21 protein-coding genes are annotated in these 24,744 nt (G+C 56.4%); 8 read left to right on the top strand and 13 right to left on the bottom strand.

Annotation, left to right across the window (positions count from 1 at the left end):
• Positions 1-49 precede the first annotated feature (49 nt).
• On the bottom strand, positions 50-724 hold the full coding sequence (locus tag VFX97_07740) for a lysoplasmalogenase family protein (GenBank protein HEX5703074.1): 675 nt from the start codon (positions 722-724) through the stop codon (positions 50-52).
• Between the two features lie 273 nt (positions 725-997).
• Here VFX97_07740 and VFX97_07735 point away from each other — a divergent pair, with 273 nt between their 5' ends.
• From VFX97_07735 to VFX97_07720, 4 genes are all read left to right on the top strand, one after another.
• Positions 998-3,202 carry a choice-of-anchor Q domain-containing protein gene (locus VFX97_07735; protein HEX5703073.1) on the top strand — a complete coding sequence of 735 codons (2,205 nt, stop codon included), beginning with the start codon at positions 998-1,000 and terminating at the stop codon, positions 3,200-3,202.
• Between the two features lie 495 nt (positions 3,203-3,697).
• Positions 3,698-3,823 (top strand): hypothetical protein, encoded by a 126-nt coding sequence (locus VFX97_07730; protein HEX5703072.1) that lies wholly within the window; start codon positions 3,698-3,700, stop codon positions 3,821-3,823.
• 174 nt (positions 3,824-3,997) lie between these two features.
• The gene (gene malQ, locus VFX97_07725) at positions 3,998-5,575 is read left to right on the top strand and encodes a 4-alpha-glucanotransferase (protein HEX5703071.1); all 1,578 of its coding nucleotides are present in this window, start codon (positions 3,998-4,000) and stop codon (positions 5,573-5,575) included.
• A 6-nt stretch (positions 5,576-5,581) separates the two neighbouring features.
• A complete protein-coding gene (locus tag VFX97_07720) occupies positions 5,582-6,610 on the top strand; it encodes a threonine/serine dehydratase (protein HEX5703070.1) in 1,029 nt (342 codons plus the stop codon).
• A 114-nt stretch (positions 6,611-6,724) separates the two neighbouring features.
• On the opposite strand, the gene VFX97_07715 is transcribed toward VFX97_07720, so the two are convergent.
• The 5 genes from VFX97_07715 to VFX97_07695 all read right to left on the bottom strand — a co-directional run bounded on the left by VFX97_07715 (position 6,725) and on the right by VFX97_07695 (position 12,342).
• Positions 6,725-7,510 (bottom strand): secretin N-terminal domain-containing protein, encoded by a 786-nt coding sequence (locus VFX97_07715; GenBank protein ID HEX5703069.1) that lies wholly within the window; start codon positions 7,508-7,510, stop codon positions 6,725-6,727.
• Positions 7,511-7,515: 5 nt separating this feature from the next.
• The gene (locus tag VFX97_07710; GenBank protein ID HEX5703068.1) at positions 7,516-8,235 is read right to left on the bottom strand and encodes a zf-HC2 domain-containing protein; all 720 of its coding nucleotides are present in this window, start codon (positions 8,233-8,235) and stop codon (positions 7,516-7,518) included.
• Positions 8,232-8,918: an RNA polymerase sigma factor gene (locus VFX97_07705; protein HEX5703067.1), complete on the bottom strand. Its 687-nt coding sequence runs from the start codon at positions 8,916-8,918 to the stop codon at positions 8,232-8,234. The genes VFX97_07710 and VFX97_07705 overlap by 4 nt, the downstream gene beginning before the upstream one ends.
• 154 nt (positions 8,919-9,072) lie before the next feature.
• Positions 9,073-10,230 (bottom strand): hypothetical protein, encoded by a 1,158-nt coding sequence (locus tag VFX97_07700; protein HEX5703066.1) that lies wholly within the window; start codon positions 10,228-10,230, stop codon positions 9,073-9,075.
• 138 nt (positions 10,231-10,368) lie between these two features.
• A complete protein-coding gene (locus VFX97_07695; protein ID HEX5703065.1) occupies positions 10,369-12,342 on the bottom strand; it encodes a beta-propeller domain-containing protein in 1,974 nt (657 codons plus the stop codon).
• A 432-nt stretch (positions 12,343-12,774) separates the two neighbouring features.
• Between VFX97_07695 and VFX97_07690 the strand changes: the two genes are divergently transcribed.
• Positions 12,775-15,825 carry a carboxypeptidase regulatory-like domain-containing protein gene (locus VFX97_07690; GenBank protein ID HEX5703064.1) on the top strand — a complete coding sequence of 1,017 codons (3,051 nt, stop codon included), beginning with the start codon at positions 12,775-12,777 and terminating at the stop codon, positions 15,823-15,825.
• 181 nt (positions 15,826-16,006) lie between these two features.
• Here VFX97_07690 and VFX97_07685 read toward each other — a convergent pair whose 3' ends face one another.
• A complete protein-coding gene (locus VFX97_07685) occupies positions 16,007-16,291 on the bottom strand; it encodes a hypothetical protein (GenBank protein ID HEX5703063.1) in 285 nt (94 codons plus the stop codon).
• Between the two features lie 60 nt (positions 16,292-16,351).
• On the bottom strand, positions 16,352-17,125 hold the full coding sequence (locus tag VFX97_07680; protein ID HEX5703062.1) for an amino acid racemase: 774 nt from the start codon (positions 17,123-17,125) through the stop codon (positions 16,352-16,354).
• 180 nt (positions 17,126-17,305) lie between these two features.
• Here VFX97_07680 and VFX97_07675 point away from each other — a divergent pair, with 180 nt between their 5' ends.
• From VFX97_07675 to VFX97_07665, 3 genes are all read left to right on the top strand, one after another.
• A complete protein-coding gene (locus tag VFX97_07675; GenBank protein ID HEX5703061.1) occupies positions 17,306-17,851 on the top strand; it encodes a M15 family metallopeptidase in 546 nt (181 codons plus the stop codon).
• Positions 17,852-17,923: 72 nt separating this feature from the next.
• A complete protein-coding gene (locus tag VFX97_07670; GenBank protein ID HEX5703060.1) occupies positions 17,924-18,487 on the top strand; it encodes a hypothetical protein in 564 nt (187 codons plus the stop codon).
• 89 nt (positions 18,488-18,576) lie between these two features.
• Positions 18,577-19,386: a peptidoglycan DD-metalloendopeptidase family protein gene (locus VFX97_07665; GenBank protein ID HEX5703059.1), complete on the top strand. Its 810-nt coding sequence runs from the start codon at positions 18,577-18,579 to the stop codon at positions 19,384-19,386.
• 81 nt (positions 19,387-19,467) lie between these two features.
• Here VFX97_07665 and VFX97_07660 read toward each other — a convergent pair whose 3' ends face one another.
• The 5 genes from VFX97_07660 to VFX97_07640 all read right to left on the bottom strand — a co-directional run bounded on the left by VFX97_07660 (position 19,468) and on the right by VFX97_07640 (position 24,698).
• Complete coding sequence (locus VFX97_07660) at positions 19,468-20,217, bottom strand: hypothetical protein (GenBank protein ID HEX5703058.1); 750 nt, start codon at positions 20,215-20,217, stop codon at positions 19,468-19,470.
• Positions 20,218-20,382: 165 nt separating this feature from the next.
• Positions 20,383-21,069, bottom strand: a complete 687-nt coding sequence (locus VFX97_07655) for a DUF4919 domain-containing protein (GenBank protein HEX5703057.1) — start codon at positions 21,067-21,069, stop codon at positions 20,383-20,385.
• Positions 21,070-21,293: 224 nt separating this feature from the next.
• Positions 21,294-23,489 carry a S9 family peptidase gene (locus VFX97_07650; protein ID HEX5703056.1) on the bottom strand — a complete coding sequence of 732 codons (2,196 nt, stop codon included), beginning with the start codon at positions 23,487-23,489 and terminating at the stop codon, positions 21,294-21,296.
• Positions 23,490-23,848: 359 nt separating this feature from the next.
• The gene (locus VFX97_07645; GenBank protein HEX5703055.1) at positions 23,849-24,226 is read right to left on the bottom strand and encodes a hypothetical protein; all 378 of its coding nucleotides are present in this window, start codon (positions 24,224-24,226) and stop codon (positions 23,849-23,851) included.
• Positions 24,227-24,296: 70 nt separating this feature from the next.
• Positions 24,297-24,698: a low affinity iron permease family protein gene (locus tag VFX97_07640; protein ID HEX5703054.1), complete on the bottom strand. Its 402-nt coding sequence runs from the start codon at positions 24,696-24,698 to the stop codon at positions 24,297-24,299.
• Positions 24,699-24,744 lie beyond the last annotated feature (46 nt).

Here is a 24,744-nt window from a genome sequence, read left to right as displayed (position 1 = left end):
GAGCGCGGGCGCGGTGGTTCAATCACAAAGAGGCAGAGTTTCTGTCCAGCTAGTTAAAATTCAGGAACCCAATGGCGAGAAAATAGAGCCCAAGATCGTAAAGGCCGAGCGTGTCGAGGCTGTTGGTCGGAGTTTTGGGAACGTATGTGCTCAGCCCGATCGATAGATCGGACATGAACCACAAAGAACTTCCGAGGAAGACCGCGGCGTTAGAATGCCCGGCAAAGAAGTTTGAAATGATCAATAGGGAAAAATACGCGAGCTCGAGCTTTCGCCGCGATCGAGGAATCAAAGGAAGCACCCAGCGGATAATGAACAAGGCGATAATGACGTTTGTCAGAACGAGCGGCCGCAAGGGATGACCCGCCAGCGGTTTGTAATAACTCGCCACGGCAAAAACGATCAGCGCTACTCCGAACGATCCCGCGCCAAACTCAAATGCCAGGGGAAATTTTTCCTCCGGAAGATCCAGCAGAATGTCGCCGACGGCGCATAACAAAAACCCCGCCGCAATCAGATTCAGACCCACGTACCAGCAAAGTCCGCTCAGGAACAATGCCGGTGCTGCCTTGATCAATGCGCTAAGCAGATACGGCAAGATTAGTTTCTTCTTCAGACGTTTCCTGTGGTTCTTAATAAGTTGCGTGACTACAGCAACCACCACCAGGCCGAAGAAGAAAAGTGTCCACGCTGCGGAGTCTCTGAGTAGGTAATTGAAAGTCACGGCAGTCGTTAAGGGTTTAAGGGATGACGACTATGCGAGAATCCGCGGGACAATATGATCCTTAACCGGGAAAGTCAACAGGTTTTTCGGGACGCGACATCTGCTACCAAATAATTGCCAAATCAACCTAAATGCGCTGGTTGGCTCACCTAACCTCGAGAATTTTTCTTGCCGCGTGACTGGAAACGGTGTAATTAGGGTGCGCCATTCACCCAGCGTCGCGTCGCGAACTGCTTGCACGGTCGCAAACCACAGCCAGGTTGGAGCCTAATAATGCAAACCAAACTCGCCGTCTTATCATTAGTGATTATTGCTTTGGTTTTGACGTCGCCGAAGTACACCCAAACCGCATCTTCGAAGTCATCTTACCGGGCACCAGCAAGGCTGCGCGCCGAGGGGGTGAATCCAGCCCTAGCGCCGGCATTCGTCACGACCTTAAGTGTCGATCGCACCGACGATGTGGCGGCGGCTTCGGCGTGTACCGCCGCTCCCAATGACTGCAGTCTGCGCGGCGCGGTGAGGAAAGCGAACACGGCGCCCGGACCGGAGCCCGTAGTCATCAGCTTGCTACCCGCGACCACCTACAACCTCACACTCAGCAACGCTAACCAGGAGAACGCGGCCGCCACTGGTGATCTGGACATTACGACAAGCCAGCACCCGGTGACTATCGAAGGAGGCGGCTCGACGACGATTATCGATGCGACTGGATTGAATGCCGGCGCCAGGCGTGACCGCGTATTTCATGTCACAGGTTCGAATGTAACGGTCATCCTGCGTGAACTGACGATTCGAAACGGCCAGGCCGGGGACGACGGTACGGCCGGAACCAGCACCAACCCTACAGCTCAAAACACCACTCGAATCGGCGGTGGCATTCTCAACAACAGCGGGAGAATCACTCTCGAGAGAGTGACCGTCCAATCGTGCCAGGCGATCGGCAAGGGCGATAGCATCGTAAATGAGCACACGACTCTTGACGCTTTTGGCGGCGGCCTCGCCAGCGTCGCCGCGAACGCGAATGTGACCATTACCGACAGCACGTTTACCGGGAACACTGCCTCAGGCGGCAATGGCGGCAACTTTAACAACGGCGCAGGATCCAATGTGAAGGGTGGCTCGATCTATTTCGAAGGTGGCACGCTGGTCATCGATGGGTCGCGAGTCCTATTAAGCATTGCCATCGGTGGTAACGGAGGCAACGGTCCGGGCAACCAACAGAACGGCGGCATGGGTGGGATGGCGCATGGTGGCTGCGCTTACATCGGTGGTGGGAACGTGAGTATCAACGATTCCACTTTCAAGAGCTGTTCAGCCACGGGTGGCAATTCAGGCACTGGCCAAAACGGTACCAACAACGGTGCGGATAGTGGCGGCGGCGCGCTTTTCAGTCTCGGTAATGTCAAAGTCACTAACTCGACCTTCGCTTTGAATATCGCAACGGGCGGTAACTCAGGCGATTCCTTTGGCCCGGACTGCTTCGGCGCTCACATGTCCGGCGACGGCGGCGCCGCTCGCGGAGGCGCTATCCTGGCCGACGGCGGCAGTCTAATCATCAACACCGCAACCTTTGCCGGCAATTCTGCCAAGGGTGGCCATGGTGGTGATGGAGGCAAAACCAACGGCGGTTCGCCCTGCGCTCAGACCTCACACGGTGCGGGCGGCCTGGCGCATGGCGGCGCGCTTACTAACAACAACGCGGCCACGCTCAATATCAACCACGCGACGATCAGCTTGAACGAAGCCAGGGCCGGCAACACCGGCGTCAACCAAGCCGGTGCTAATCTCCCGCCGCGTCCGCGGGCCGAAGGCACCGGTGGCGGTATCCGCGTTGGCACGGCCGGCGTGACTCTTGAAAACACAATCATTGCCAACAACACTGCGGCCAACGGTCTCGGTGATCCAGCCGGTGCTCCGACGCCGGGTCCTAATGTGGATGGAACAGTCACCAGCAACGGTCACAACCTGCTCGGCGTTTCTACGGAAGCCGGTGGCTTTGGCGGCGCCGGCGACAAGATCAATGCGAACCCAATGCTGGCGGCCCTCGCCAACAATGGTGGCCCGACTGAAACAATGGCGCTTCAAGCCGGAAGCGCGGCGATCGATGCGGGTGTGGCAGCCGGCGCCACGACGGACCAGCGCGGCCTGCCGCGCACCTTTAACGATCCTGGGGTCGCGAACGCTCCGACCAGCGACGGAACCGACATTGGCGCTTTCGAACGTCAGCCGCGCCAGAGTCGTTGCGACCTCTGCTGTCCGAACAACATTACCGTGCCGAGCGATAGAGGCAGGCGGGGCGCGATCGTCAAGTACGAGATGCCTGAAGCAAAAGGCTGCGGCAGGGTGAAGTGTGTTCCGCCTTCGGGATCTTTTTTCCCGTTGGGTGAGACGATTGTCACCTGCTATACCGAAGCGGGCCCGGAGTGCAGTTTCAAAGTTACTGTCAAAGGTCCGCAGATTTCGAACCCGAAGGAATGAGATGAGGGTTTAGCGGGTCCGCAATTACAAACCTCATTTGTGAGTCAAGCCTCTTACAGTAGGCGCCGCGAGCGCGCCCGCCGCTTATTCTTCTCACGTGGCAGGGTCAACGAACGCTCGGGCCAGCGGCAAAACCACTGCGCGGTCGGCCGAGTTCTTCTTAAAAAAACGTTGACCGGCGCACTCCCAGCCCAATAGAATTCTTTGTACCTCGATTTTCGAGGTTGTTTCCCACCGCCCGCCGACCTTTTAGGAGAACCAAATACAGTGAACAACATTAAGTGCCCTCATTGCGGCCTCGTCAATCGTTTGGATTCCTTGACGTGTCTCCGCTGTAAATTAACGCTTGCTCAAGCCGCCGGCCTTGGCGGTCAAGTCCTCGCGGCTGCGACCGTCGCCGCGACGCGGTCGGGAGAGTCTGCAGCGGAACGTCCGATCTGGGTTGCCCTTGGATTATGGGGACTCAAAACCCGCGCTGCCGCTTGGGCGTTTGTAGTGCTGAGCATTCTTGTGGCCACGGGGTGGATGATGTACTGGAGTTGGACGGGCGCGATCATCTACCTGGCGACTCTCTGGTACCTTCTTGCCATCCGATGGGTCGATAAGAACGGCGCCTGGTGAGGCCGCCGGAGTTAAGCTTGGTTCGCAAAATATCGAACCGGTGAGATCGGCGAATCGGAAGATTGCTTGCCTGCTTATATAGTTTTTTTGGACCGCAACTAAACACGGATGTAACCCTTCGTTGTTGCTACCCAAGCGACAGACACCCTATTCTTTCGCCCGAGGCAACGACGAGTGTACTTTTCCAGAGCCAGCGGCATTCTGCTGCATCCCACCTCACTGCCGGGGCGCTTTGGCATTGGTGATCTCGGTAACGAGGCCTATCGCTTCGCCGACTTTCTTGTTGCGAGCGGTCAGAGTCTGTGGCAGGTTCTGCCCCTTGGGCCGACTGATGAAGGCGGCTCGCCTTATTCCTCCTACTCGGCGTTTGCCTGTAACCCTCTCTTAATTAGCCCGGAAAAGTTAGTTGAAGATGGGTTCCTCGAGAGAAGCGATCTGGATGAGATCGGCGAGTCGGAGCGCGTTGATTTTCACGAGGCCAAAAAAACAAAAGACGCATTTTTAAAGAAAGCATTCGAACGATTTCAGGCAAACCGCAAAGCCTTGCGCGACTCGTTTGCATCTTTCGGTCAGGAGAACGCGTTCTGGCTCGATGATTACGTGCTGTTTCAGGCGCTGAAGAAAGCGAACGGCGGCAAGGCCTGGGTCGAATGGGATCGACCACTCGCCAGCCGTGAACCCGAAGCATTGTCGCGCGCGCGTATGGAGCTGCGCGACGAGATCGAAGCCCAGAAGTTCTTTCAGTATCTGTTCTTCAAACAGTGGCATGCGCTGAAAGCGGTTTGTAATCAGCGTGGAATTCGAATCATTGGCGACGTGCCGATCTTCGTCGCGCATGACTCAGCCGATGTTTGGACGAACCGCGATCAGTTCAAGCTCGGCGAGCTTGGACGCCCTACGGTTGTCGCGGGCGTGCCACCGGATTACTTCAGCGACACGGGACAGTTCTGGGGGAACCCGCTTTACGATTGGGACCGCATGCGCGAAGACGGTTTCGCGTGGTGGATTCAACGACTGCGCTCGAGCTTTCAGCTATTCGACCTGGTGAGGCTGGATCACTTTCGAGGTTTTTCAGCATGTTGGGAAATTCCGGCGGGGGAGACGACGGCGCAAAATGGCGAATGGGTCGAGACGCCGGGAAGGGAATTGTTCACCGCAGTTCGAAATACGCTGGGCGAGGTCGCCATCATCGCCGAAGACTTAGGACTAATTACGCCCGACGTTGTTGAGTTGAGAAAAGAATTCGGCTTTCCGGGAATGCGCGTGCTTCAATTTGCGTTCGGCGGAGAGAAAGACGACGTTAATTTGCCAGAGAACTTCGAGCCGGATGTGGTGGCGTATACGGGAACACATGACAACGACACGACTGTCGGCTGGTTCAACCAGTTGAGCGAGACGAACAACCCGGACACCGAAAAAGTGCGAGAGTTTTGTCTCAATTACCTGGAGAGCGAGGGTCGTGAGATCAACTGGGATTTTATTCGCGCGGTGATGGCTTCAGTTGCCGCCATCGCAATTATCCCGCTCCAGGATGTGCTCGGGCTTGGCTCCGAAGCGCGCATGAACACGCCGAATACGACGAACGGCAATTGGCGTTGGCGGTACGCAGGCCGCTGGCCTGCAGAGCACGCCGGAGACGTGCGTACCGACTCTGCCGATGGTAATTTGACTGCTGAACATGCGGCGAGACTGAAACGTCTCACCGAAGAGGCGAACCGAAGCGATAACCTAAAATCGACGATACCATCCTGAAAAATCATGACACCTGCAGCAAAGACCGAATCAACTCTGCCCGTTAGCCTTGATGATGTACTGGCCGCGCGCGAATTCATCGCGCCGTATCTGCCGAAAACGCCGCTCGTACGCAGCGAAAAACTTTCGGCGCTGCTCGACTGTGATTACTACTTGAAGTGCGAGAACGTGCAACCCATCGGCGCGTTTAAAGTGCGTGGCGGAGTAAATCTGGTCGGCACGACACCTGATGAGAAAAAGCGCGCCGGCATAGTCACCGCCAGCACCGGCAATCACGGCCAGTCGATCGCATACGCGGGTCGTTTGTTCGGCGTGCCTGTGATCGTCTACGCGCCGGCTGAGAATGTTAACGAAACGAAAATGGAGGCGATGCGCGCGCTGGGCGCCGAAGTGCGTCTGCACGGTCGCGACTTTGACGAAACTCGCCTGGAAACCGAACGCGCAGCGGAGCGCGAAGGGTATCTCTACGTCCACTCAGCGAATGAGCCAAAGTTGATCGCCGGTGTCGGCACGATCGGGCTGGAGATATTTGAAGACTTGCCCGATGTTGACGTCATTCTGGCGCCGGCGGGCGGCGGCAGTTGTGCTTCGGGAAACTGCATCGTGGCAAAACAGCTGAAGCCGAACGTGCAAGTGATCGCCGTTCAATCCGAAGCCGCGCCCGCGATGTGGCATGCCTGGAAGAACCGATCGCTCGACGAATATCCGACGATGAAGACTGAGCACGAAGGACTGGCCACGCGCGTCCCGTTCGAGATGCCGAGCCGCATCCTATGGGAACTGCTCGACGATTTTCTGCTGGTTACCGATGGCGAGATCAACGAAGCGATTCGTTTGCTGGCCGTCAACGCAAAGCAGATTGCGGAAGGTTCGGGTGCGGCATCACTCGCCGGCGCGCTCAAGCTGCGTGACAAAACTCGGGGCAGTAGCCCGACCGTTAGGGCTGGCTTAAGAGGTAAGAAAGTTGTCGGGATTCTAACGGGCGGCAATATTCCGCCGGAGCGATTCGCGTCGTTGATGAGCGCGCGTGCCTAACCTCAACCCCAAATGTTAACGCCGGCAGAGGCAATTTCGCTTCTGCCGGCGTTGTTTTGAATCAAGACTTCATTTGGCTCCTGCCGAGCCAGGACTAAACGAAAGTTTCCATCTTTACTTCAAGACGTTCGCCGTCAACACGAGCACCAGCGCGCGGTTCCTAAGCGTCGCCGTCCCGACCACGACCTTTTCCCCGTCTTTGAGATTGAGCGCCGTTTGGATTCTCGACTGTTCCGTCGCGGTGTGGGTCTTGAATGTGAATTCGTTAATCTGCACAGTTGGAGCGCCCGCCGGATTCGCTACCAGCGAGACATTACGGAGGTAGTACTCGTAGGGCGTCGCAATGTTCGCCGTGCCTGCGTTGATGGCCGGGACTTCGGCGATCCCCGATCCCTGCAGGATCTCCCGGGTTTCGGTCAGGCGCTGAACTATCGACGATACCAGCTCATAATTCCGATAATTCAACGTTCCCCGCAACTGTGTCAGGACCTCTTTGAGCTCGGCCGGCATATCCGGCGTGCCAGGGCCGGCGTTGGAGGCGATCAGTACATGAAGACGCAGTTCAATGTTAGGACGCGGTGCGGCGGGCGTGTCCAGGCGCTTGATCGCCTCTTCCATGATGGCCAGGTTCTCGGGGAAGTCGCGCACAGTGATGGTCCTGAACTCAGCGTTATGCGTGATCATTGAACCGGTGAATCCACTTCCGAGCGCGTGCAGCGCGTTCGCGAGGTTGTTCGGATCGCGGTACTTAACTTGAAAAACCTTGTTCTTAAAATTCCTTTCGGTAATCGTGTCGGGTTGAGTGGGGGACGCACTCGCCGTTGGCTGCTGGGCAAACGATACCGATGCAATCGACAGTAAGAGCGCCAGGGTCACTGGCAGGTGTTTGAAGACTTTCATGAAACCTAGATTCCTTTCGAGTTTGGTAATGCTGGTTTAGTGCTCTGTTGAGAAAACCAGATGATGCGAATGTTTGGGTTCTGCGTCTGAATCTCGACGCGCAGAGGTGATTCGCCCGGGGCTGCATCGCGGGCCGGCAAGCTGTTCGTCGCCTCAGGGTCGCGCAACCTTCGCGAGACACTCGCCGTCCGCAATGAAGAATCCCTTGCTTTGGGCGTTCGATTCACAAATCGGCGGATGACCTTGCCCTTGTCTTCCGTGGGCTTCCACGTGGTGCCGGCGTTGGCGGGGTTAGTTGTTCCCGGAGTCGCCGTCGACCCTGGATGTTCAATTATTTTAGGATGAGTTTCCGCAACTGGCTGAACGTCAGTCGTCCGGTTGACGACTACATAAAGGGCGAAGAAGCCAAAAGCGATTATCAGCGCGCCGGCGACGGCCCAAGCCACCCGAGGCCGGAACCAACTGGCAAACAATTGCGGCAGCAGCGGCGTGGTTGGCTCATCAATCTGCTGCATCACTTGGCGGCGCACACTCGCATACACAGGGTCAGAGAAGACGGGCGGCGCGAAATGTTGCGTCAGCTCAACTGCGTCCCGGTATTCGCCGGCGACGCGCGCGCAAGCTGAACAAATTTGGATATGCTCGCTCACCAGCCGCGCGCGTTTCTCATCAAGGTCGCGTCCGGCGTACAGCGGCAGTAATTCATCAAGCTGCTTGCAATTCATCGCGCCCTCCCCTCGCCAAATCCCGGTTGATGCTGCTGACAGTAGATTCTGATCTTCTTTCGTGCGGAGCTAATCTGCGAACGTACAGTCGTCGCACTCGACTTCATTATTCGGGCGACTTCATCGGTCGACAGCCCTTCGATGTCTCTCAGCACAATCGAGGCGCGCTCTTTAAAGGGTAGCGTGCCCATCGCTTTCGCGATCAAGTCTTGTTGTTGGGTCTGGACGAGCATTTGTTCGGCGTTGGCGTGTTCGTCAGCAACTTCGTAGGCCACGCTTGAATCTTCGCCGAACGATACGAATCGGCTCGTATGGTTTTGTCGCTTTTTCAGGAAGTCCCGGCAGACATTGACCGTGATGCCGTACAGCCACGCGAAGAAGTCCTGATCCCGGCGGAAACGTCCCAGGTACTTATAAACGCGCAGAAAAACTTCCTGGGAAGCGTCGCGCGCGTCGGCTTCGTTGCCTAACATGCGCCAAGTCATCGCCATCACTCGCTGTTCGGAATTAATCATCACCTGTTCAAAAGCGGCCTTGTCACCGCTGGCCGCGCGTTCAATCAAAAATGAAAGCGAAGACTGATCTGAAGTCGGCCCATTCACCAGCAACGGCATTTCTAAAGCCAAAGCCATGTCAGCAGTTCCGTTCGGCACATTCAGAATTATTCGCCTTCCTGGTTTCATATACCTGGGTTGGGAGAGAAACGTTGAGAAGAATTATGACTAACCGGGAGATTCAATCCCAGATTACGCCGATTCCACAGTTTCGGGAACGGGTAAGCCGTTTAAACGTGGATTCTTAACTCTGCGGAGTCTGCTTAACCTGCGGACAAAGCCCTCACTGATTCAACGCGAGTTTGATGACTTTAGTCCGCGCCGCGACGACCAGTTCGTTCTTGTCATTTAAAACCATTCCAAAGGCAGAGCCGTCGGTTTTAAAGACGGTGAGATAGCGGCCGTCGGAATCAAATACCTGAATTCCTTTTATGTCGCTGACAAACACGCGGCCTTTGCCGTCAACCGCAATCGCGTGCGCGGCCCTGAATTGTCCCGATTGGTCGCCCGAGCCGCCAAAGCGGTTCAGAAATTTACCTTCAGGGCTGAACTTGAAAACAGCACTGGTGAAACTGCCCAGTGCGTAGATGTTTCCGAGGCCGTCAACGGCGACGCTCGTATCCAGCTCAGATCGATCCGCCACCGTGCTGATAGCTTTGGGAATCGTCAGGGTGACGTTGCCGCTGCTGTTGAATCGCGTAATGTTGTCGTTGCCTCCGCGATACGAGGCGGCAATTAGCCCGCCATCCGGTGTCGCGTTCACATCGTCAAACCCGGCGCTGTCGGCCTGCACATCTCCGAGCGAGTTGCCGGTTTGGCCTTCGTAGCGCGTAATGGTCCCGCGCTGCGCGATGTAGACAGTCCCTTTGCGATCGACGGCCATACCGCGTAGCGGCATCTTTCGATCGACCATCCACTGCGTGACGAAAGTTCCGTTCGCGTCAAAGACCTGCACGCGTCCGCCGAGATATTCGCCAACGTAGATGTTTCCGTTCCCGTCAACGCCGATGCTGCGCGCGTCGGTCATCATGCCGGGCCCGATGCCTTCGCTGCCAAACTTTAAGACTTCGCGCGCGAATGCGTTGGCCGGATCGGAAGCCTTCGAACCGGCGGGCCCGCTACGGGGCGCACTGATCGGTACCCCTGAAGAAGGCCGGGTCGTTTTAAACACCGAAGCGAACACGCCAAAGATCGCAATCGCTATTCCCCCGACGACGATCAAGACGATCAAAACGGGAATCAGGACCATGACGCCGACTGCCTTCTTCGCGCCGGCCGTGACCTCCGGACTTAATTTGATGTCGATAACGTGTGCCGGTTGACCGTGATAGGGAACGGCAAGCTGGCTTTGACAGTACGAACACTTGGCGCTGCCGGCGCGAAAAGCATTTGGTTCGTACGAAACGGGCGCGCCGCACTTGGGACAATCGAATGTTTGCATGACTGAAGTCGGGTCGCGGAAGGTTACAACAAGAAGGCTCGTCGCGGAAAACCGAGACGAGCCTTGTTGAAGTGACACAGACTTTAGTCTGTGACTTCGTTTGTTAGTAACCACAGACTGAAGTCTGTGCCACTAAACTTACCGTTGAGTGATCTTCACCGCTTGCGGTGAATAGTTCACCCGGCGCAACTCGCGCATGCGGCCATCTTTCACGGTGCCTTCGACGAGTTCGTATCCGAGCATCGCGATGATTCGGCCACGCACAAACAGCGGCCGCGAGTTGCCGTACCAGTCGACGCACGAAGCGCGGCACGCATCATCCACGGCTTTCTCAGACTGCGCACCGAGCTCACCGATCTCCTCGAAGTGCAGACCGTTGTTGCGCAGGAAGAGAATCGCCGCCGAGTCCTGGAACAGATGCTTGTAACCTGAACGTCCCGGCACACTGATGGGCAGACCGAGCACGCCCGAATTCGGTCCATCAGGCTTGTAGAAGAAACCATGACTGCGAAGCTCGCCTTGCGAAGCGCCTTTGCGAATGTACTCGTCGGCAACTTCCGGAGATCCGCCGAGGCGAATCGCTGAGAAGCGCAGGTTGCTGCCGTCCGTGCCGACGACGATCGCGTCTGAGCCGAGTGCCTCGATCCGATCGACGCCGTGATTAACTTTCAATTCGCTCAGATCGCCATCCGCCCAACGCACTGCGTAGAGGTTCGATTGCGGTTTGTTCTGCGGCGCGCCCCAGCCGCTGCCCGTGCCGTACAAGAGGTAATCGCCGACGAAGCGATTCTGGAAAGTGTAGCCGGCGGGCTTTGGCAATCCGTGATAGTCCCAGGACGACGCGCTGTCACTGCCGTCATTGAAATGCGACACGGGCACGCGCAGCAGGGCAACTTCGCCCGCAGTTCGCTCCGCACCCCACATGCCGTCTCCTGAGCCGTTTGAGCGCACCAGCACGTTCAGGTGCTTGTCGCTGCTTTCCAGAAACGAGAACTGATCGACGGGACTGCCGGAAACACCGAGCGCACTCGGTCCGGTGCCGTCGAGCGGCATGCGATAAACCATCGAACGCTCGACATTGCGTTGCCGGTTGTAAGACCACTCAGTCGTCCACACGTAAACGGATTCAGGCGAGACGTAGAACACGCGTCCCGGAGGTCCAAGCACGGCCGTCGCATCGCATTTGAAGTCGCTCGCGAGATCACAAACCGTTACCGTGTGCAGCGCGAGCCCGGAATTCGGATTGATCTCACGTTCGGGACGATAGACGCGCGTGGCGGAAACGATGCGCTGGAATTCCTGAGGCGTCGCGCCCTTGTGCCACTTGCGCACGGCCGGAAACGTGACGGTCGGATCGTCCGCATAAGGATTCATGTACAGCGGCGTGTAGAAGATCAACTTGCTGCCGATTAAGCGGCTCGCGTAGTTGCGAGACGAATAGTAATCGTTCGAGCGCAGGTGATAAGTCGATCGATACGAAAGATTTCCCGCTCCGTCGATGTTGAAGAGGCCGACTTCCGTGCCGCCGCGTTCGTAGCTGTAACCAATTACGACCACGGTGTCATCCGATACGAGCATCTCGTCGTACCAGGTCGAGCGCGGATTGATCTCCGGACCAAAAGCGTCAACTGCCGAGATCGGCTTCAGCGCGTTATCGCCGACTGCGACTGTGAACAAACGGCCGCGTCGCAGCACAACCAGGTGATCGCCGTGCAGCTTGACGATGCCGCCCTCATCGACGCCGGCGTGCTGCGTGTTTGTGACCGACTCGTCATCCTTCGCGCCTGCCTTCGCCGCGTCGTTTGCCTGGGCCACAGGCGCGGGCGGTGGTGACGCGTTTGCGAGACCGCTGGACTCGGCGCGATAGCGGCGCGCGGCCTGCTTTCGCTCTTCGGCGAGTTTTCGAAAGTAAGCCTTCAGCTCTTCTTCCGACGTGAAGGCGCGCATCGTCTTTTTGTCGGTTTTCTTCGCATTGCCGGCGGCGGCGGTGTTGGTCGGCGTGCCGGCACAAGCGGCCAGCGCCGTAATTACGAGCAGCGTCGCGGCCAAAGTGAATAGAAATGACGTCGCGGAAATTGCGAATGTCCGGACGGGTCGGATGTGCGTCTTCATCGGTGCGAATTCTCCTTGCGAGTGCGTAATCATTTACAACCGATAGAAGAACGGCCCGAATTTCAAAACTTGCGGGCTGAAAGCCGCTTTGGCCGGAGGAATACCTGAGAGGTTCATGCAAAATGGACTTTCCCCTCCCGCAAGCGGGGAGGGATAAAGGGGTGGGGTTGGGGCGCCCAACCTCTCTCCCCAACCCCCCTCTCCGTGTGCGGAGGGGGAAATCTCATCATTATCAGGACCATGGTCGGTTACACCTCCTCTTGGAGAGTTGCGTTAATAGGCAACGCTGTTTACAAAAAAAATTGACACTTTCAACTCGCATTAACTAACATGCTTCGTCATTTGAAATTTAACCGCTGAGCCTTTCCTCGCAGACCCAGCAGAAGTCATCGCGATGTCAGTTCCAACCTAAACTCGGAAACGGAGAAGAACATGCACAAATCAGTTACCCCTGGCTTTGCCCGCTTGGCAAAAGCCTTCGTCATCGGTCTGTTCGTAATGGCCACAGCGATTGGCGGCTACGCGCAAACACAAATCACCACCGGAACGATCCAGGGCGTGGTCACCGACGATAAGGACGCCGCGATCCCGGGCGCGACTGTCGAGATTAAGAATCTGGCGACGAACGCGACGCGAACACTGATCACCGACGAAGATGGCCGCTATGTGGCGTTGGCGCTTCAGCCCGGCACGTATTCGGTGACCGTCACCAAGCAAGGTTTCGCGACTTCTGTCGCAGAGAGAGTTGGGGTAACCGTTGGTCAGGCGTTCAGTCTTCCGGTGAAGATGCCGGTTGCCGGTGTCGAAGCCAAAGTAATCATCACTGAAACGCCAACCGTGGACACCGTGAAAACTGAGTCAAGTACGACTCTGAATGAGACCGCGGTCAACAACACTCCGATTCTGGGAAGGAAATTTGAGGACCTGCTGACCCTGACCCCGGGGGTGAGCATCACCCAGGGCCCGGACGGCGATGAGATTAACTTCAACGGCCAGCGAGGCGTTTTCAACAACGTGAGCCTTGATGGCGGCGATTACAATAATGGCTTTTTTGGAGAGCAGCTCGGCGGCCAGCGCGCGGCCATCGACGTGCCTCTCGACGCGGTTAAAGAATTTCAGGTCGTGGCAACCGGCGCTTCCGCCGAGTTTGGCCGCACCGCCGGCGGGATTATCAATGTCATTTCAAAGTCAGGAACCAACGACGTCCACGGAAGTGCCTTCTATTTTCTGCGACACGAGAATCTGAGCGCTAACACCGAGGATGGAAAGCCTCTGCAGGACTTCATGCGCTCCCAATTCGGCGGGACCATCGGCGGTCCTATCCAAAGGGACAAGGCTTTCTTCTTCCTTTCGTTCGAAGGTGTCCGCGAAAAGCTCACCCGCGAAAACCTGAGCGTGCCTCTGGGGGCGCCGTGCTCAGTGACGACCCCGGTGATTACCAATCCGGCGCATGAAACGGCCATCAACGCCAGCGCGGAATGTCAGCGCGTGGCCTTACTGAATTTCTTCCGCACGGCTCGTAATCAGGAAGAGGGTCTGCCGATCGAACACGACATCACCAACAACGCGTTTCTTGGCAAACTGGATTGGGAACTTAGCTCCGCGCACAGGCTCGCAGCTTCTTATAACTTTGATTACTCGAGGAACGAGAACCAAACTTTTGATGTGCCCACGTACGGAAACTCGGCGAACGGCATTGAAGGCCCGTCAAAGATCAACAACTTCAACTTGAATCTCTTCAGCACTGTCTCAACCACCAAGCTGAACGAGGCTCATTTTTCCTACACGCGCGAGGAGCGGCCGCGCTCGGCGGTCACGTCCAATGTGCCCGCGGATACAGCCATGGGGGGATTCGTCAACACGTTCCGCTTTGGCCATCCATTCTTTCTGGGCCCGACAGTTGACGAGTTGTTTTGGCGTACTCACGTTAAAGATAACTTCTCGATCGTTTCGGGCAACCATAACCTGAAGTTCGGCGGGGAGTGGGTGCATTCGTTCAACGATCAAGTCTTCCGCGGGTTCTTCGAAGGGCGCTACATCTTTGATAGCGTGTCGGGCTTTTTACACTATGCGACACCGGGTGCCCCCGGCTCCGGCTTTGGGCCGAATGCCGGTCGCTGCACGAATGGCGCCTGGACGGACTTAACTTTAGCCATGCCACCATGCACCGGGGCGACCACGCCATTGTTGCTCTTCCTCCAGGGCGCAGGTCCCAACGGTCCCGCGACCGACGCCGCCGGCGCTTCTTCCATTAAGAACGAAGACTTCGCGCTCTTCGTCCAGGACAAATGGCAGGTGCGGCCCAACTTCACGCTCAATCTAGGTCTCCGCTGGGAAGCCCAAATCTTTCCCGAACCGACAGTCGCGCCGTCCGCGACTGCTTATGGAATGTTTTTGAGTGACCCGCGATTTCCTTCCGATGGAACCCTGCATAGCCCGAAGAAGGAGTTCCAGCCGCGCGTGGGGTTTGCCTGGGACATTGGCAGCAACGGAAAATCTGTCCTCCGCGCCAGTTATGGAATCTACTACGGCAGGCAAAACATGCTCACGCAGGTAGGGTCGATCACGACCAATGGCGTGCAGCAGCAGACGATCGCCGGAGGCCTTTTCGCGAATCCCACTGTTCGTCCAACGTGGCCCGGGCTGGTGACGCCGACGGCCAGCACCTGTACGGCCGGGGGACGCACTAATCCTTTCCCGTGCTTCTCCGGCGTGCGCGTGTTCAGCCGCGATTACGCCAACCCGCGTATCTACACATTCAATGCAGCCTTCGAACAGGAACTGCTAAGCGATCTTTCCTTGTACTTTGATTTCACGCACTCGAAGGGCGTCCATCTGACACGCTTTCTCGACTATGCCCGCACTGGTTTCTTTGCTCCCTTCCTGGGCGAGACTATGGTCGCCAGCGCGGTAGGGAAGGCGTCTTACCAGGGCTTCACGGCCGGCATGAGAAAGCGGCTTAGCAAAGGTTACCAGTTAGAGTGGAACTACACTTTGGCGAGGGACAAGGATGACGATTCGAATGAACGTGATCCATTCCTCGATCGCTCGTTCGACATCTTCAACTTGAGTTTGGACTATGCGCTCTCGGATCGAGATATTCGGCACAAGTTCAATTTCTACATGTTCGCTGAGCTGCCCTGGGGGTTTGAATTCGTTCCGCGCCTGCAGGGCCGTACCGCCCAACCTGCGACCCCGGCGCCGCGGACGGCGACAAATCGCAACACGCTGCGCAAGGACAACGAATTTTTCTCGTTTGATTGGCGGCTGTCGCGGCGGTTCAAGTTTGGCGAGCGATACGCGCTGATTCCTACGGTTGAGATGTTCAATACCTTCAACTCAAAGAACCGAATCAATTCGCTGGTTGGCGCTGGAAATCAGAACTCACTCACCGCGCCCAGTCTCTTTAACTTTGACGGCTTCCTTCGTCAGGGCGTCGGCGACCCGCGACAATTGCAGTTGGCTGTTAAGTTTGTGTTCTGACAACTGGCGGTTCCGACTATTACGAAAAAGGCGCAGGGGCCGCGTGGCTCCTGCGCCTTTGTTCTCATTAAATTGAAATCGTTTAGAGGCGGGCTACTGCCCGCCCTTTTTTTCATCGTTGGCGGGCGGTAGCCCGCCTCTAAACTATCTGAGCACGCTGGAGGCGTGCGTACCGAGATTTTCAGCCTTCGTAAGTCTGCACCAGTTGACCGTCGATGAAGATGCGATATTGCTGGGGCTGAAGACCGGCGAGCAGAAGCTTTCTCTCTTTTTCGATCGTCACGTGATGTTGTTCTGCGAGGCCGACGACGAAATCGTATCGTTTGGTAAGACTCGTTGAAAGCGTGCGTATTTCGTCGACGACGGAAATTCCGTCAACCTTGATTTCCAAACGGCCCGCGAACTGATCGAACGAGAAATCAACCCGGTGTGGTTCCGTGATGCCGACCATGAAGCTGAATTGCATTGAATTAAATCCAGATACGCCTACGGTGTAGCGCAATTTCAAGAAACTATAGCCAGAACGCTATGACAACAGACGATCGACAATGCGCTCGACGTGAATCTTCGTCGTATCGAGCAAGGGAATACCATTGTGTTCCGATGCGCGCAGGATCAGCGGAAGTTCTGTGCCGGCGAGAATCAGGCCATCGATGTTATCTCGCTCGCGCATTCGATCGACGATCTCTAGCAAGCGCGTTCGTGTCTCGGGCAGAAAGACGCTCTTTAGCAACTCGCCAAAATACTTTTCGTGGATAAAGGCTTTCTCTTCATCGTTTGGCGTAACAATCGGCAGACCTGCTCTCGCGAATGCGTCCGGATAGAATCGCGCCCCCATCGTGAATCCTGTCCCGAACAGTCCCGGGCGCTTCAGTCCGAGTGTCTGAACTTTGTCGCGCGTCGCCTCGACAATACTGACCAGCGGCAACGACGTCCGCGCGCTAATCTGATCGAAAACAATGTGGGCGGTGTTCGCGGCCAGCACCGCGAGATCAACGTTTGCGCGCTCGAGCCGTTCGACCTCTGCAACCAGGTAATCGGTAAACGGCTCCATCTCATCGGCATTGATCCATTTGACCAGCCGATCGAGGTCCACGCTGTTAATTACGATCGAGGGATAGCTGCCGTCGTTCGTTCGCTCGCGATAACCGGCGATGATGTATTGGTAGTATTCGACGGTTGACTCGGGCCCGATGCCGCCGATGATGCCAACAGTTGTCATCTGAGTTAGCTGCAGTTTTGAAAGTACTTCGCCTTGCGTGAGGCTCCTTAGCCGCTCGCCGGCAAGATTCTCGCCCATCTTATTAGCACAAAAGAATTCTTTCCAGCCGCAACCAGCTCCGGCCGCCTGAGAATGGAAAATGAACAGTCGCGACTGGTCGCAACCATTCGGTGAAATGAAATGGCGTTGGGGAACATATTTGATGAGTGGTAAATACCGGCCCGCCACAGAAGCTGGCCCCTTAGAGAGGATTCTCAGATGCCTTCACGCCGCATAGAGGATTTGATTCCTGAGTTTCAACCGCAAGCAAGAACACTGCTTGCGAAATGCCGGGCACGAGGAATCGAAATGCGACCCTATGACACCCTGCGCTCGCCGTTTGAACAAGCCAGGCTATGGCGGCAATCGCGAACCAAGCAGACGGTACACGCAAAGATTGCGCAATTGCGGAGTTTGGGCGCAGATTTTCTGGCGTTCTGCCTCGAGAGCGTCGGACCGCAACCAACGGGCGACGAGGTTACGAAGGCTATTCCGGGCCTGTCCTGGCACCAGTGGGGCGAAGCCATGGATTGTTTCTGGCTCGTGAACGGCGACGCTGAATGGTCCTCCAGCAAAAAGGTAAATGGCCTTAATGGGTATCGCGTCTACGCCGAAGAGGCGAAACAAATGGGCCTCGCTGCCGGCGGACTGTGGCCGGGCTTCAAGGATTGGCCGCACGTGCAGCTCAAGCCTCAGGGAAGCCCGGACGACCTTATGTCGCTTACCGACATCGATCGAATCATGAAAGAGCGATTCGGCGAATAGCCGCTGACGACGGTAATGAAGCACGCGACGTAGCGAGAATGCCGCGCCGCGCGCCAACAGAAAGGTGCAACCATGGCCAGAGACTTTGTGGCGTGTAAGAAGAAAGTCCTCAATCGGGGAAAGCCATCCGATGCATTTCTGAACGAGCTAATCGATTGGGCGAAACAGGCGCCGGACGCGATCTTTGAGAGAAACAACCTTCACGATGTGTACACCAACGTGAAGCCGGAGCTGGGTCCGTTCTCGGATCTCCTGCACCGCAAGGCCGTAATGTTGGAAGCATTGCGGGTGCTCGGAGGGTTTGAGAGTTCATGGGACTTCAACGCGGGGCGAGACATCACCAACCCAACGTCAAACACTCCGTGCACCGAAGAAGCCGGAGTCTTCCAGTGCTCGGGAAACGCGATGGACTTTGACGCGAGTTTGAAAGATTTGATGCGGAGCGTTTCCGGGGGCACAACCGACTGCGGCAAATTCATCGTCCTGACCAAGCAGAATCATCCGTTCGCCTTCGAATTTTGTGCTCGATTGCTTCGGTTTACCGTTAACCATCACGGGCCGGTCAAAAGAAAAGAGATCAACCCGTGGTTGCGCAAGGACGCGGTGGCTGAGTTTCAGCGGTTTCTCTCGGAATAGTAAGGCTTGATCTGATTCGAACGTCGCGTCCCGGCGTGGAATTAAGCTCAACAAGTGGAAAAGATTCACTACCCCCTAAGGAGGAAATTATGCCCGACAATGAAATTAGTGCATCGGTTGGACGCTGGAGCAAAGGCGCAGTAAACAACGAGGCTGATGTCAGGACCATCCAGTCTATGCTTACCGAAGTTGCGACGATCCTGGCAGATTCGCGCTACGACCCGCAGGGCGTTGACGGAACGATAAATCAGGACGAGCAGGACTCGGATACGGTCAAGGCCATTGAAGCGTTTCAGAGACGCTTTGTCACGACGCCGGACGGTCTGATCGAAGTCGGCAAACGGACCTGGCAAGAACTGGTGGCCGCGCTCGCAGGACCCGTCACCGAACCCGGCGAGTTTTTCTTTCCCTTGAAACAGTTGCCTGCTGAGAATTGGACCGGGGGAATACGCCGCTTTGGGGCGAACCGCACAAGCTCAAGCGGTAGTAGGCGCGCGCATGCCGGCTGCGATTTGTATTCCCCGCCTGGGACGGTGATCCACGCCATCACTGCCGGAAGAGTCGTTCGCGGACCCTATGAGTTTTATCAGGGTACCTTTGCGCTGGAAATCGATCACGGCACATTTATAGCTCGTTACGGGGAGATAGAACGGACGACACTTGTTAATGAGGGTGATCAAGTCACTGCGGGGCAGCCGGTCGCAAAGATTGGCGACCTTACCGACATTACGGCTTCCATGTTGCACCTGGAGCTTTACGACAAGAGCGCGACCGGTGATCTGAATGTGCTGGGCGCGGGAGGCGCGGTCAGAGCTGATAACGTGCCTTTCAGGCGGCGCAGAGATCTTATTGATCCGACGGCGAAACTCAATGTATGGAAAAACAACCTGCCCACGTGAGCGATCAGTAAGAATGCACGGGAGTAAGTGGCGAAGCAGCGGCGAGGTCACGGGAGACGTTAAGTTAAGACTTGGGTCTCCCTAGTTCCGCCCACACCAGGTCCAGAAAAATCCCGTCGACCATGTGACCCGGTTCGCGCGGAAATCGTAGTCGCCCTTGATCGTGATCCCGTCGTCAGAAGTCAGATAGATCCACGGTCCTTCCAGGCGACCGGTACTTTGCGTGCCGTCTTCGGCGGTTGAGAACATATCGCCGCGTTGATTGTGCGTGACCGTTCGGATGCGGTTGCGACTGCCGCCGAAACACCACTTGCCTTCGACGCGCATCATTGTCCACGAGCCGTCACGAACACGTGCATTCCGCCAAGGCCCGCCGAGAAAATTGTTCCAGCTCAATTCCAGCCAACCTGAACCAGTTCTCCCGCTCGTATCGGCAAACGTGAATTGCAGTCGCTTGCCAACCATCGTTCCGGTAACTGTTCCGCTTCCTCCGCCGGAATACTGAATCGTGCCGGTAACGCTCGCGCCACTCTGCGTGAAGACAACTTCGGATGCGCCAAAGTCGTTACCGCTGGTCCACCACTTGCCGTCAATCGATGCTGGTGCAGTGTTCGTGCGTTTACGTGGCGACGCCGGTGGCTTTGCCGGCTTTGTAGTCTTAGCCGGACCGCTGCGAGTGCTGCTGTTCGAGTTTGTGCTCGACGTTGTGCCGGTGGTCGTAGTCTTGCCGCCGGCAGGTTGAGCAGCAATGCCCGCCGCCGCCGCGGCGAATAGAATGCTTACGACAAAGCCGGTCAGGAATGCTCTGAAGAGTCGAGTGGTGTGCGACATCAAGTATGAAGTCCGTAGTCAGTGGTCAGTAGTCCGTGGTCCTGAACGGTCAGTTGTCGGTTGTCAGTTGTTTCGCTTAGTCAACTCGATTCGTTACGTTGATTGTTGCAAGTGACAATGACCGACTGACCACGGACAACTGACTACTGACAGTTCCTTTGGTTCCTACTTCTTCCAGGTGAACGGCTTATCAACATTAAAGTAGACCGTGCTTTCCTGGTTCGCGTTGTCCAGGACGACGAGCGCGTCAAGAAAGTGTCCCTTGTCTTGAATCAGCGACTGTCTGATGGGCCGCAGCGCCATCGAGCGCATGAGGCCGTACTCTTCGCTTACTGAAATAACTTCAAAAGCCGTTTCGGGGGTTTTGCCATCCTTCGTGGACTTGATCGAAGTAAGTAATCCATCCGCCATGAATCGGTGAAACGCCGCCCGCTCGGTATCGCCCGTCTCGCGAAAGGCAATGTGCGCGACCATGTTGGCGTTAACCTCGATAAAGTTCTTCTCGAAAACGGACTGGGCGATCTTGATGGCTTCGGCGTAGTTTTTCTGCGCTACGGCGCCCCACAGAGGCCGGTAGGTAAGCATTGGCGCATAAGGGTTGTAGTAAGACGATTCAAAGAACGCGAATCGCAGCTCGGTAAAATTGACGGTGCGGTCGCCCTTCTTCACCTTTTCCAGTAATGACTCGTACTTCTGGTTTTCTTTCGAGGAAGATTTCGGCGAAGGCGCGGGCGTCGCGGTAGGTGAGGCCGAAGGTGTTGGTGTCGGCGAAGGCGTTGTTTGAGTTTGCGCCGCGGTCGAGACCGTGACTACCAACAACAAGAAAATAAATGCCAGAGATTTCCTGATCATTGTTTGAGTCTAACTTTCTATCTGATGATTACCGGGAGTCGGTATTTTACAGAAGAGTGAAGTTTAAGGAAACAATGTGTCTCGTTGTGCAGTAAGTGTCCTCATTCGCTCTGTGCCTCAGTGAAAACCTCCGTGTCTCTGTGGTGGGGTTTGTATGTTTTAACCACAGAGGCACAGAGGACACACAGAGACACGGGGAAAACCTTCTCTACCAACCGACCCGTTCATTGCGCCACTTCATACTCCGGCTTCTTCGCTCCCATCAGCCACTTATCGAACCAGCCGACGATGTGGTGCAGCCGCTCAATGCGATGCCACGGCTGGCCGGAACGCGACAATTCGTGAGTCTCGTTCGGGAAGCGCACCATCACCGTCGGGATCCTTCGGTACTTCAACGCGCGAAATAGTTGTTCGCCGCCCGAATAGGTTGGCGTGCGCCAGTCGGTTTCGCCAAGGATGAACATCATCGGCGTCTTAATGTTGTTGACGTACGTGATCGGCGAACGGGCTTTGAAATCTTCCGGATCTTCAAACGGGGGTGCTTTGAACCAGCTTGGCTGAAACAGGGTGAAGTCCGCCGTGTACCACCAATCGGTCCAGCTTGAGATGTCGCGCTGGGACACGGCGGCTTTGAATCGATCCGTATGACCGACGGCCCAGTTCGTCAAAAGCCCGCCGCCGCTGCCACCTGTAACACCGAGTTTCGTTTCGTCGATGTAGCCACGCCGGAGCAGTTCATCGACCCCGGCCATTAAATCTTTGTGGTCATCGCCGGGATATTTATGCTGGATAATGTTGCCGAAATCCTGCCCGTAGGTCGTACTGCCGCGCGGATTCGGATACAACACGACGTAACCTTTCGCCGCCATCCACTGAAATTCATGGTCAAAGATATAGCCATACGCGGCGTGCGGGCCGCCGTGAATGTTCAGGATCAGCGGATACTTCTTGTTCGGATCAAAATCCGGCGGCTTCTGCACCCAGGTCTGAATCTTCTTGCCGTCAAAGCTCGTGTACCAAACATCTTCCGGTTCAGTCAGATTCAGTTTTGAGAACAACTCATCATTGATGCGCGTCAACTGTTTTGGCGCCGCGCCTGCTTTCTCAAGCCAGAACAAATCGCCAATTCGGGTCGGCGTCGAAATCAACAACGCGAAGCGCGAACGATCGGCCGTCGCGCGAAAGTTCATGACGGCATGATCTCCGGTGGTCACATTTGTCTGCCGGCCATTGGCGGCATCGAACGCGCCGATGTTCGCTCGACCTTCTTTCGCAAACGGGGCGTAGATCGTCCGGCCATCGGCGCTCCAAATCGGCGGGTTGCCGCTGCCGCCTCGCGGCGCTGCATTGTCGCCGCCCACGCCCGCACCCACATCCCAATCGAAAGTCGTCGTGAGGTTGCGCGGCTGCGCATTAGCGCTGAGATCCATCACCCAGAGATCCGGTTGCGAATACGAGCGGACGGGCTTGGTCGTGGAAGAATAGAACGCGACCCGCTTACCGTCGGGGCTCACCGCTAACGCGCCGGCGCCCATCTCGAATGAGGTCAGCTTTCGTGGCTCGCCCCCCGAGATTGAAACCAAATACAGAGTGGTACTGGGTACCTCGTAGTAAGGCTCGTCACGGTGATCAGACACGAAGTAGATCGACAGACTGTCGCGCGCCCAAGCCACGTTGCCGTCGCTGTATTTCCCGAAGGTGAGTTGCTTAGGAGTGACTTTGTCGGCTCCAGTGCGCGGCGCGTTGACGATCCAAATGTGCGACGGATGTTTGAAGTCGAGGTAGCCGCTGGAATCAGATCGATAAACGGCGCGTGTGATTACGCGCACGTCGCTCTCGCGCTCCGGACTGGCTTTCGGTGACGAAGTCGGCGTCGGTGTCGGCGAGGCCACGGGCTGCACACTCGATGTTGGAGGCGGCACCGGCGAAGTTTCCTTTTGCTTCGCGAGTTCCTCGGCTGTCGCGCCGTTTGCGAACGCGATCATCTTCCCATCGGGCGACCACTGCGGATTGCCGGCCCCGCGCGGAAGGGTGGTGAACTGCCACGCTTCGCCGCCCTCAAGCGAAATCATGAACAACTGTGGCGACTCAGGCCGGCCGTCTTTCTCGGGTACGCGCACGAACGCCAGGTGCTTTCCGTCCGGCGACCAGCGCGGGGAAGTGTCGCGCGTCCCACCTGTCAGTTGCTTCGTCTCTCCGTTCGCCGTTGAGACAATCCAGATCGCCGTGTTGTATCCGTCTTTCCGGTCGTTGACGGTGACTTTAACGAACGCGATGCGCGACCCGTCCGGCGACACCTGCGGATCGGCTATCCAATTGAAGCTGAACAGATCCCTTTCAGTGATGTTTCGCTTTTGCCCGAGAGCCGGGCAGACAACAAATACAACCGTGACGGAGAGCAAGACCAGACGCAGGCGCATGGACGAAATTCCTTCCGCAGAGAAGCTGGAAACGGCGCGCGTATTCTACTGAAAGTGCGAGGTATTACAAGATGAAGTATCGGTGTTAGTGCGTGGGGCTGGTTCGGGGCATTAGCCCGACCGTTAGGGAGGGCTCATTAAGTCGCGAAATTTGGAGCCCTCCCTGACGGTCGCGCTAATGCCCCTCGTCGAGACGCGCTCTAATCTCCACCGGTATGGACGATAGACGCACGGCGACCCTGGAAGGGCTCGAATCGCTTTAAAGGTTCGACCCTTCCAGGGTCGGGTTGTGCTCGTCGCGTGACCGTGGGCGTCGCCCACGGCTATTAAATTCAACCGCCCGCGCGGTTGGTAAACCACTACTTAATCTCAGCCCAGGCTTTGCCGTCTTTGTAGTGCAGGGTAACGTCTGAAATCTCAATCAAATTCAGACTCTCCCACTCAATGCTGTTGCCTTTGCTGTCCACGACCTTCAAGTCCCATTTCGCGCGGTGCTCGCGGTCCTCAAAAGTGACCTTAACGCTGTCACCCGCGGGCAAGGTATCCACGCCCAGCACGTCTTCTTCCCAATCGTCTGTAGTGGTCGGGGAAACATACAGCTCATGAATTTCGACGCCGGTTTCGTTGTGAAGTACGAAGTCCTGCTTGCCTGAGCGCGCCATGGCAGTGGCGGTCACAATCATCGCCAGCACACTGAAGGCGACTAATAGTTTTGTCTTCGAAGCCAACTTGTTCATTTACTTCTCCTTAAGTTTTTCTGCCCGAGGGCGATGCAGCCTAGCACGGTCGGAAACGTGCAATCAACCATCAGCGGCGTGCCTTCTTCTCGCTCTTTGGCTTGTCCTTCTTGCCCTCCAGACGCTTGTGAAGACGTCTGAATTCCTCTTGCAACTTTTCCAGTTCCTCATCAGACATGTCTTCCAAATCAACCATGCCGGTGCGCGCGCCGGTGACGCCTTTGAGAAGTTCGTCAAGCTTGAGGTGAATGGCCTTCGCGTCGCGGTTCTGCGTGTTCTGAATTAGGAAGACCATCAGAAAAGTAATGATCGTGGTGCCCGTGTTAATGACGAGTTGCCAGGTGTCTGAATAGCCAAACAAAGGCCCGGTCGCCGCCCAGACCACAATGATGAGGGCGGCAATAATAAAGGCCCACGGCGATCCAGTGGCAAGCGAGACTGCATGCGCGAATTTTCTAAATAAGTCTTTCATATCGGTAAGCCGCCTCCGGCGTGCCTCGAGGACGGTTTAGCACGCC

The sequence above is a fragment of the Pyrinomonadaceae bacterium genome (assembly GCA_036277115.1).
Lineage (GTDB): Bacteria > Acidobacteriota > Blastocatellia > Pyrinomonadales > Pyrinomonadaceae > UBA11740.
This window is presented reverse-complemented; position numbering and strand designations above follow the sequence as displayed.

Coding starts and splice junctions, on each gene's coding strand:
- VFX97_07685 (HEX5703063.1), bottom strand. CDS start 16,291: ATGCAATTCAGCTTCATGGTCGGCATCACGGAACCACACCGGGTTGAT.
- VFX97_07690 (HEX5703064.1), top strand. CDS start 12,775: ATGCACAAATCAGTTACCCCTGGCTTTGCCCGCTTGGCAAAAGCCTTC.
- VFX97_07645 (HEX5703055.1), bottom strand. CDS start 24,226: ATGAACAAGTTGGCTTCGAAGACAAAACTATTAGTCGCCTTCAGTGTG.
- VFX97_07710 (HEX5703068.1), bottom strand. CDS start 8,235: ATGAATTGCAAGCAGCTTGATGAATTACTGCCGCTGTACGCCGGACGC.
- VFX97_07720 (HEX5703070.1), top strand. CDS start 5,582: ATGACACCTGCAGCAAAGACCGAATCAACTCTGCCCGTTAGCCTTGAT.
- VFX97_07680 (HEX5703062.1), bottom strand. CDS start 17,125: ATGGGCGAGAATCTTGCCGGCGAGCGGCTAAGGAGCCTCACGCAAGGC.
- VFX97_07665 (HEX5703059.1), top strand. CDS start 18,577: ATGCCCGACAATGAAATTAGTGCATCGGTTGGACGCTGGAGCAAAGGC.
- VFX97_07705 (HEX5703067.1), bottom strand. CDS start 8,918: ATGAAACCAGGAAGGCGAATAATTCTGAATGTGCCGAACGGAACTGCT.
- VFX97_07655 (HEX5703057.1), bottom strand. CDS start 21,069: ATGATCAGGAAATCTCTGGCATTTATTTTCTTGTTGTTGGTAGTCACG.
- VFX97_07650 (HEX5703056.1), bottom strand. CDS start 23,489: ATGCGCCTGCGTCTGGTCTTGCTCTCCGTCACGGTTGTATTTGTTGTC.
- VFX97_07675 (HEX5703061.1), top strand. CDS start 17,306: ATGCCTTCACGCCGCATAGAGGATTTGATTCCTGAGTTTCAACCGCAA.
- VFX97_07695 (HEX5703065.1), bottom strand. CDS start 12,342: ATGAAGACGCACATCCGACCCGTCCGGACATTCGCAATTTCCGCGACG.
- VFX97_07735 (HEX5703073.1), top strand. CDS start 998: ATGCAAACCAAACTCGCCGTCTTATCATTAGTGATTATTGCTTTGGTT.
- VFX97_07660 (HEX5703058.1), bottom strand. CDS start 20,217: ATGTCGCACACCACTCGACTCTTCAGAGCATTCCTGACCGGCTTTGTC.
- VFX97_07700 (HEX5703066.1), bottom strand. CDS start 10,230: ATGCAAACATTCGATTGTCCCAAGTGCGGCGCGCCCGTTTCGTACGAA.
- VFX97_07715 (HEX5703069.1), bottom strand. CDS start 7,510: ATGAAAGTCTTCAAACACCTGCCAGTGACCCTGGCGCTCTTACTGTCG.
- VFX97_07640 (HEX5703054.1), bottom strand. CDS start 24,698: ATGAAAGACTTATTTAGAAAATTCGCGCATGCAGTCTCGCTTGCCACT.
- VFX97_07670 (HEX5703060.1), top strand. CDS start 17,924: ATGGCCAGAGACTTTGTGGCGTGTAAGAAGAAAGTCCTCAATCGGGGA.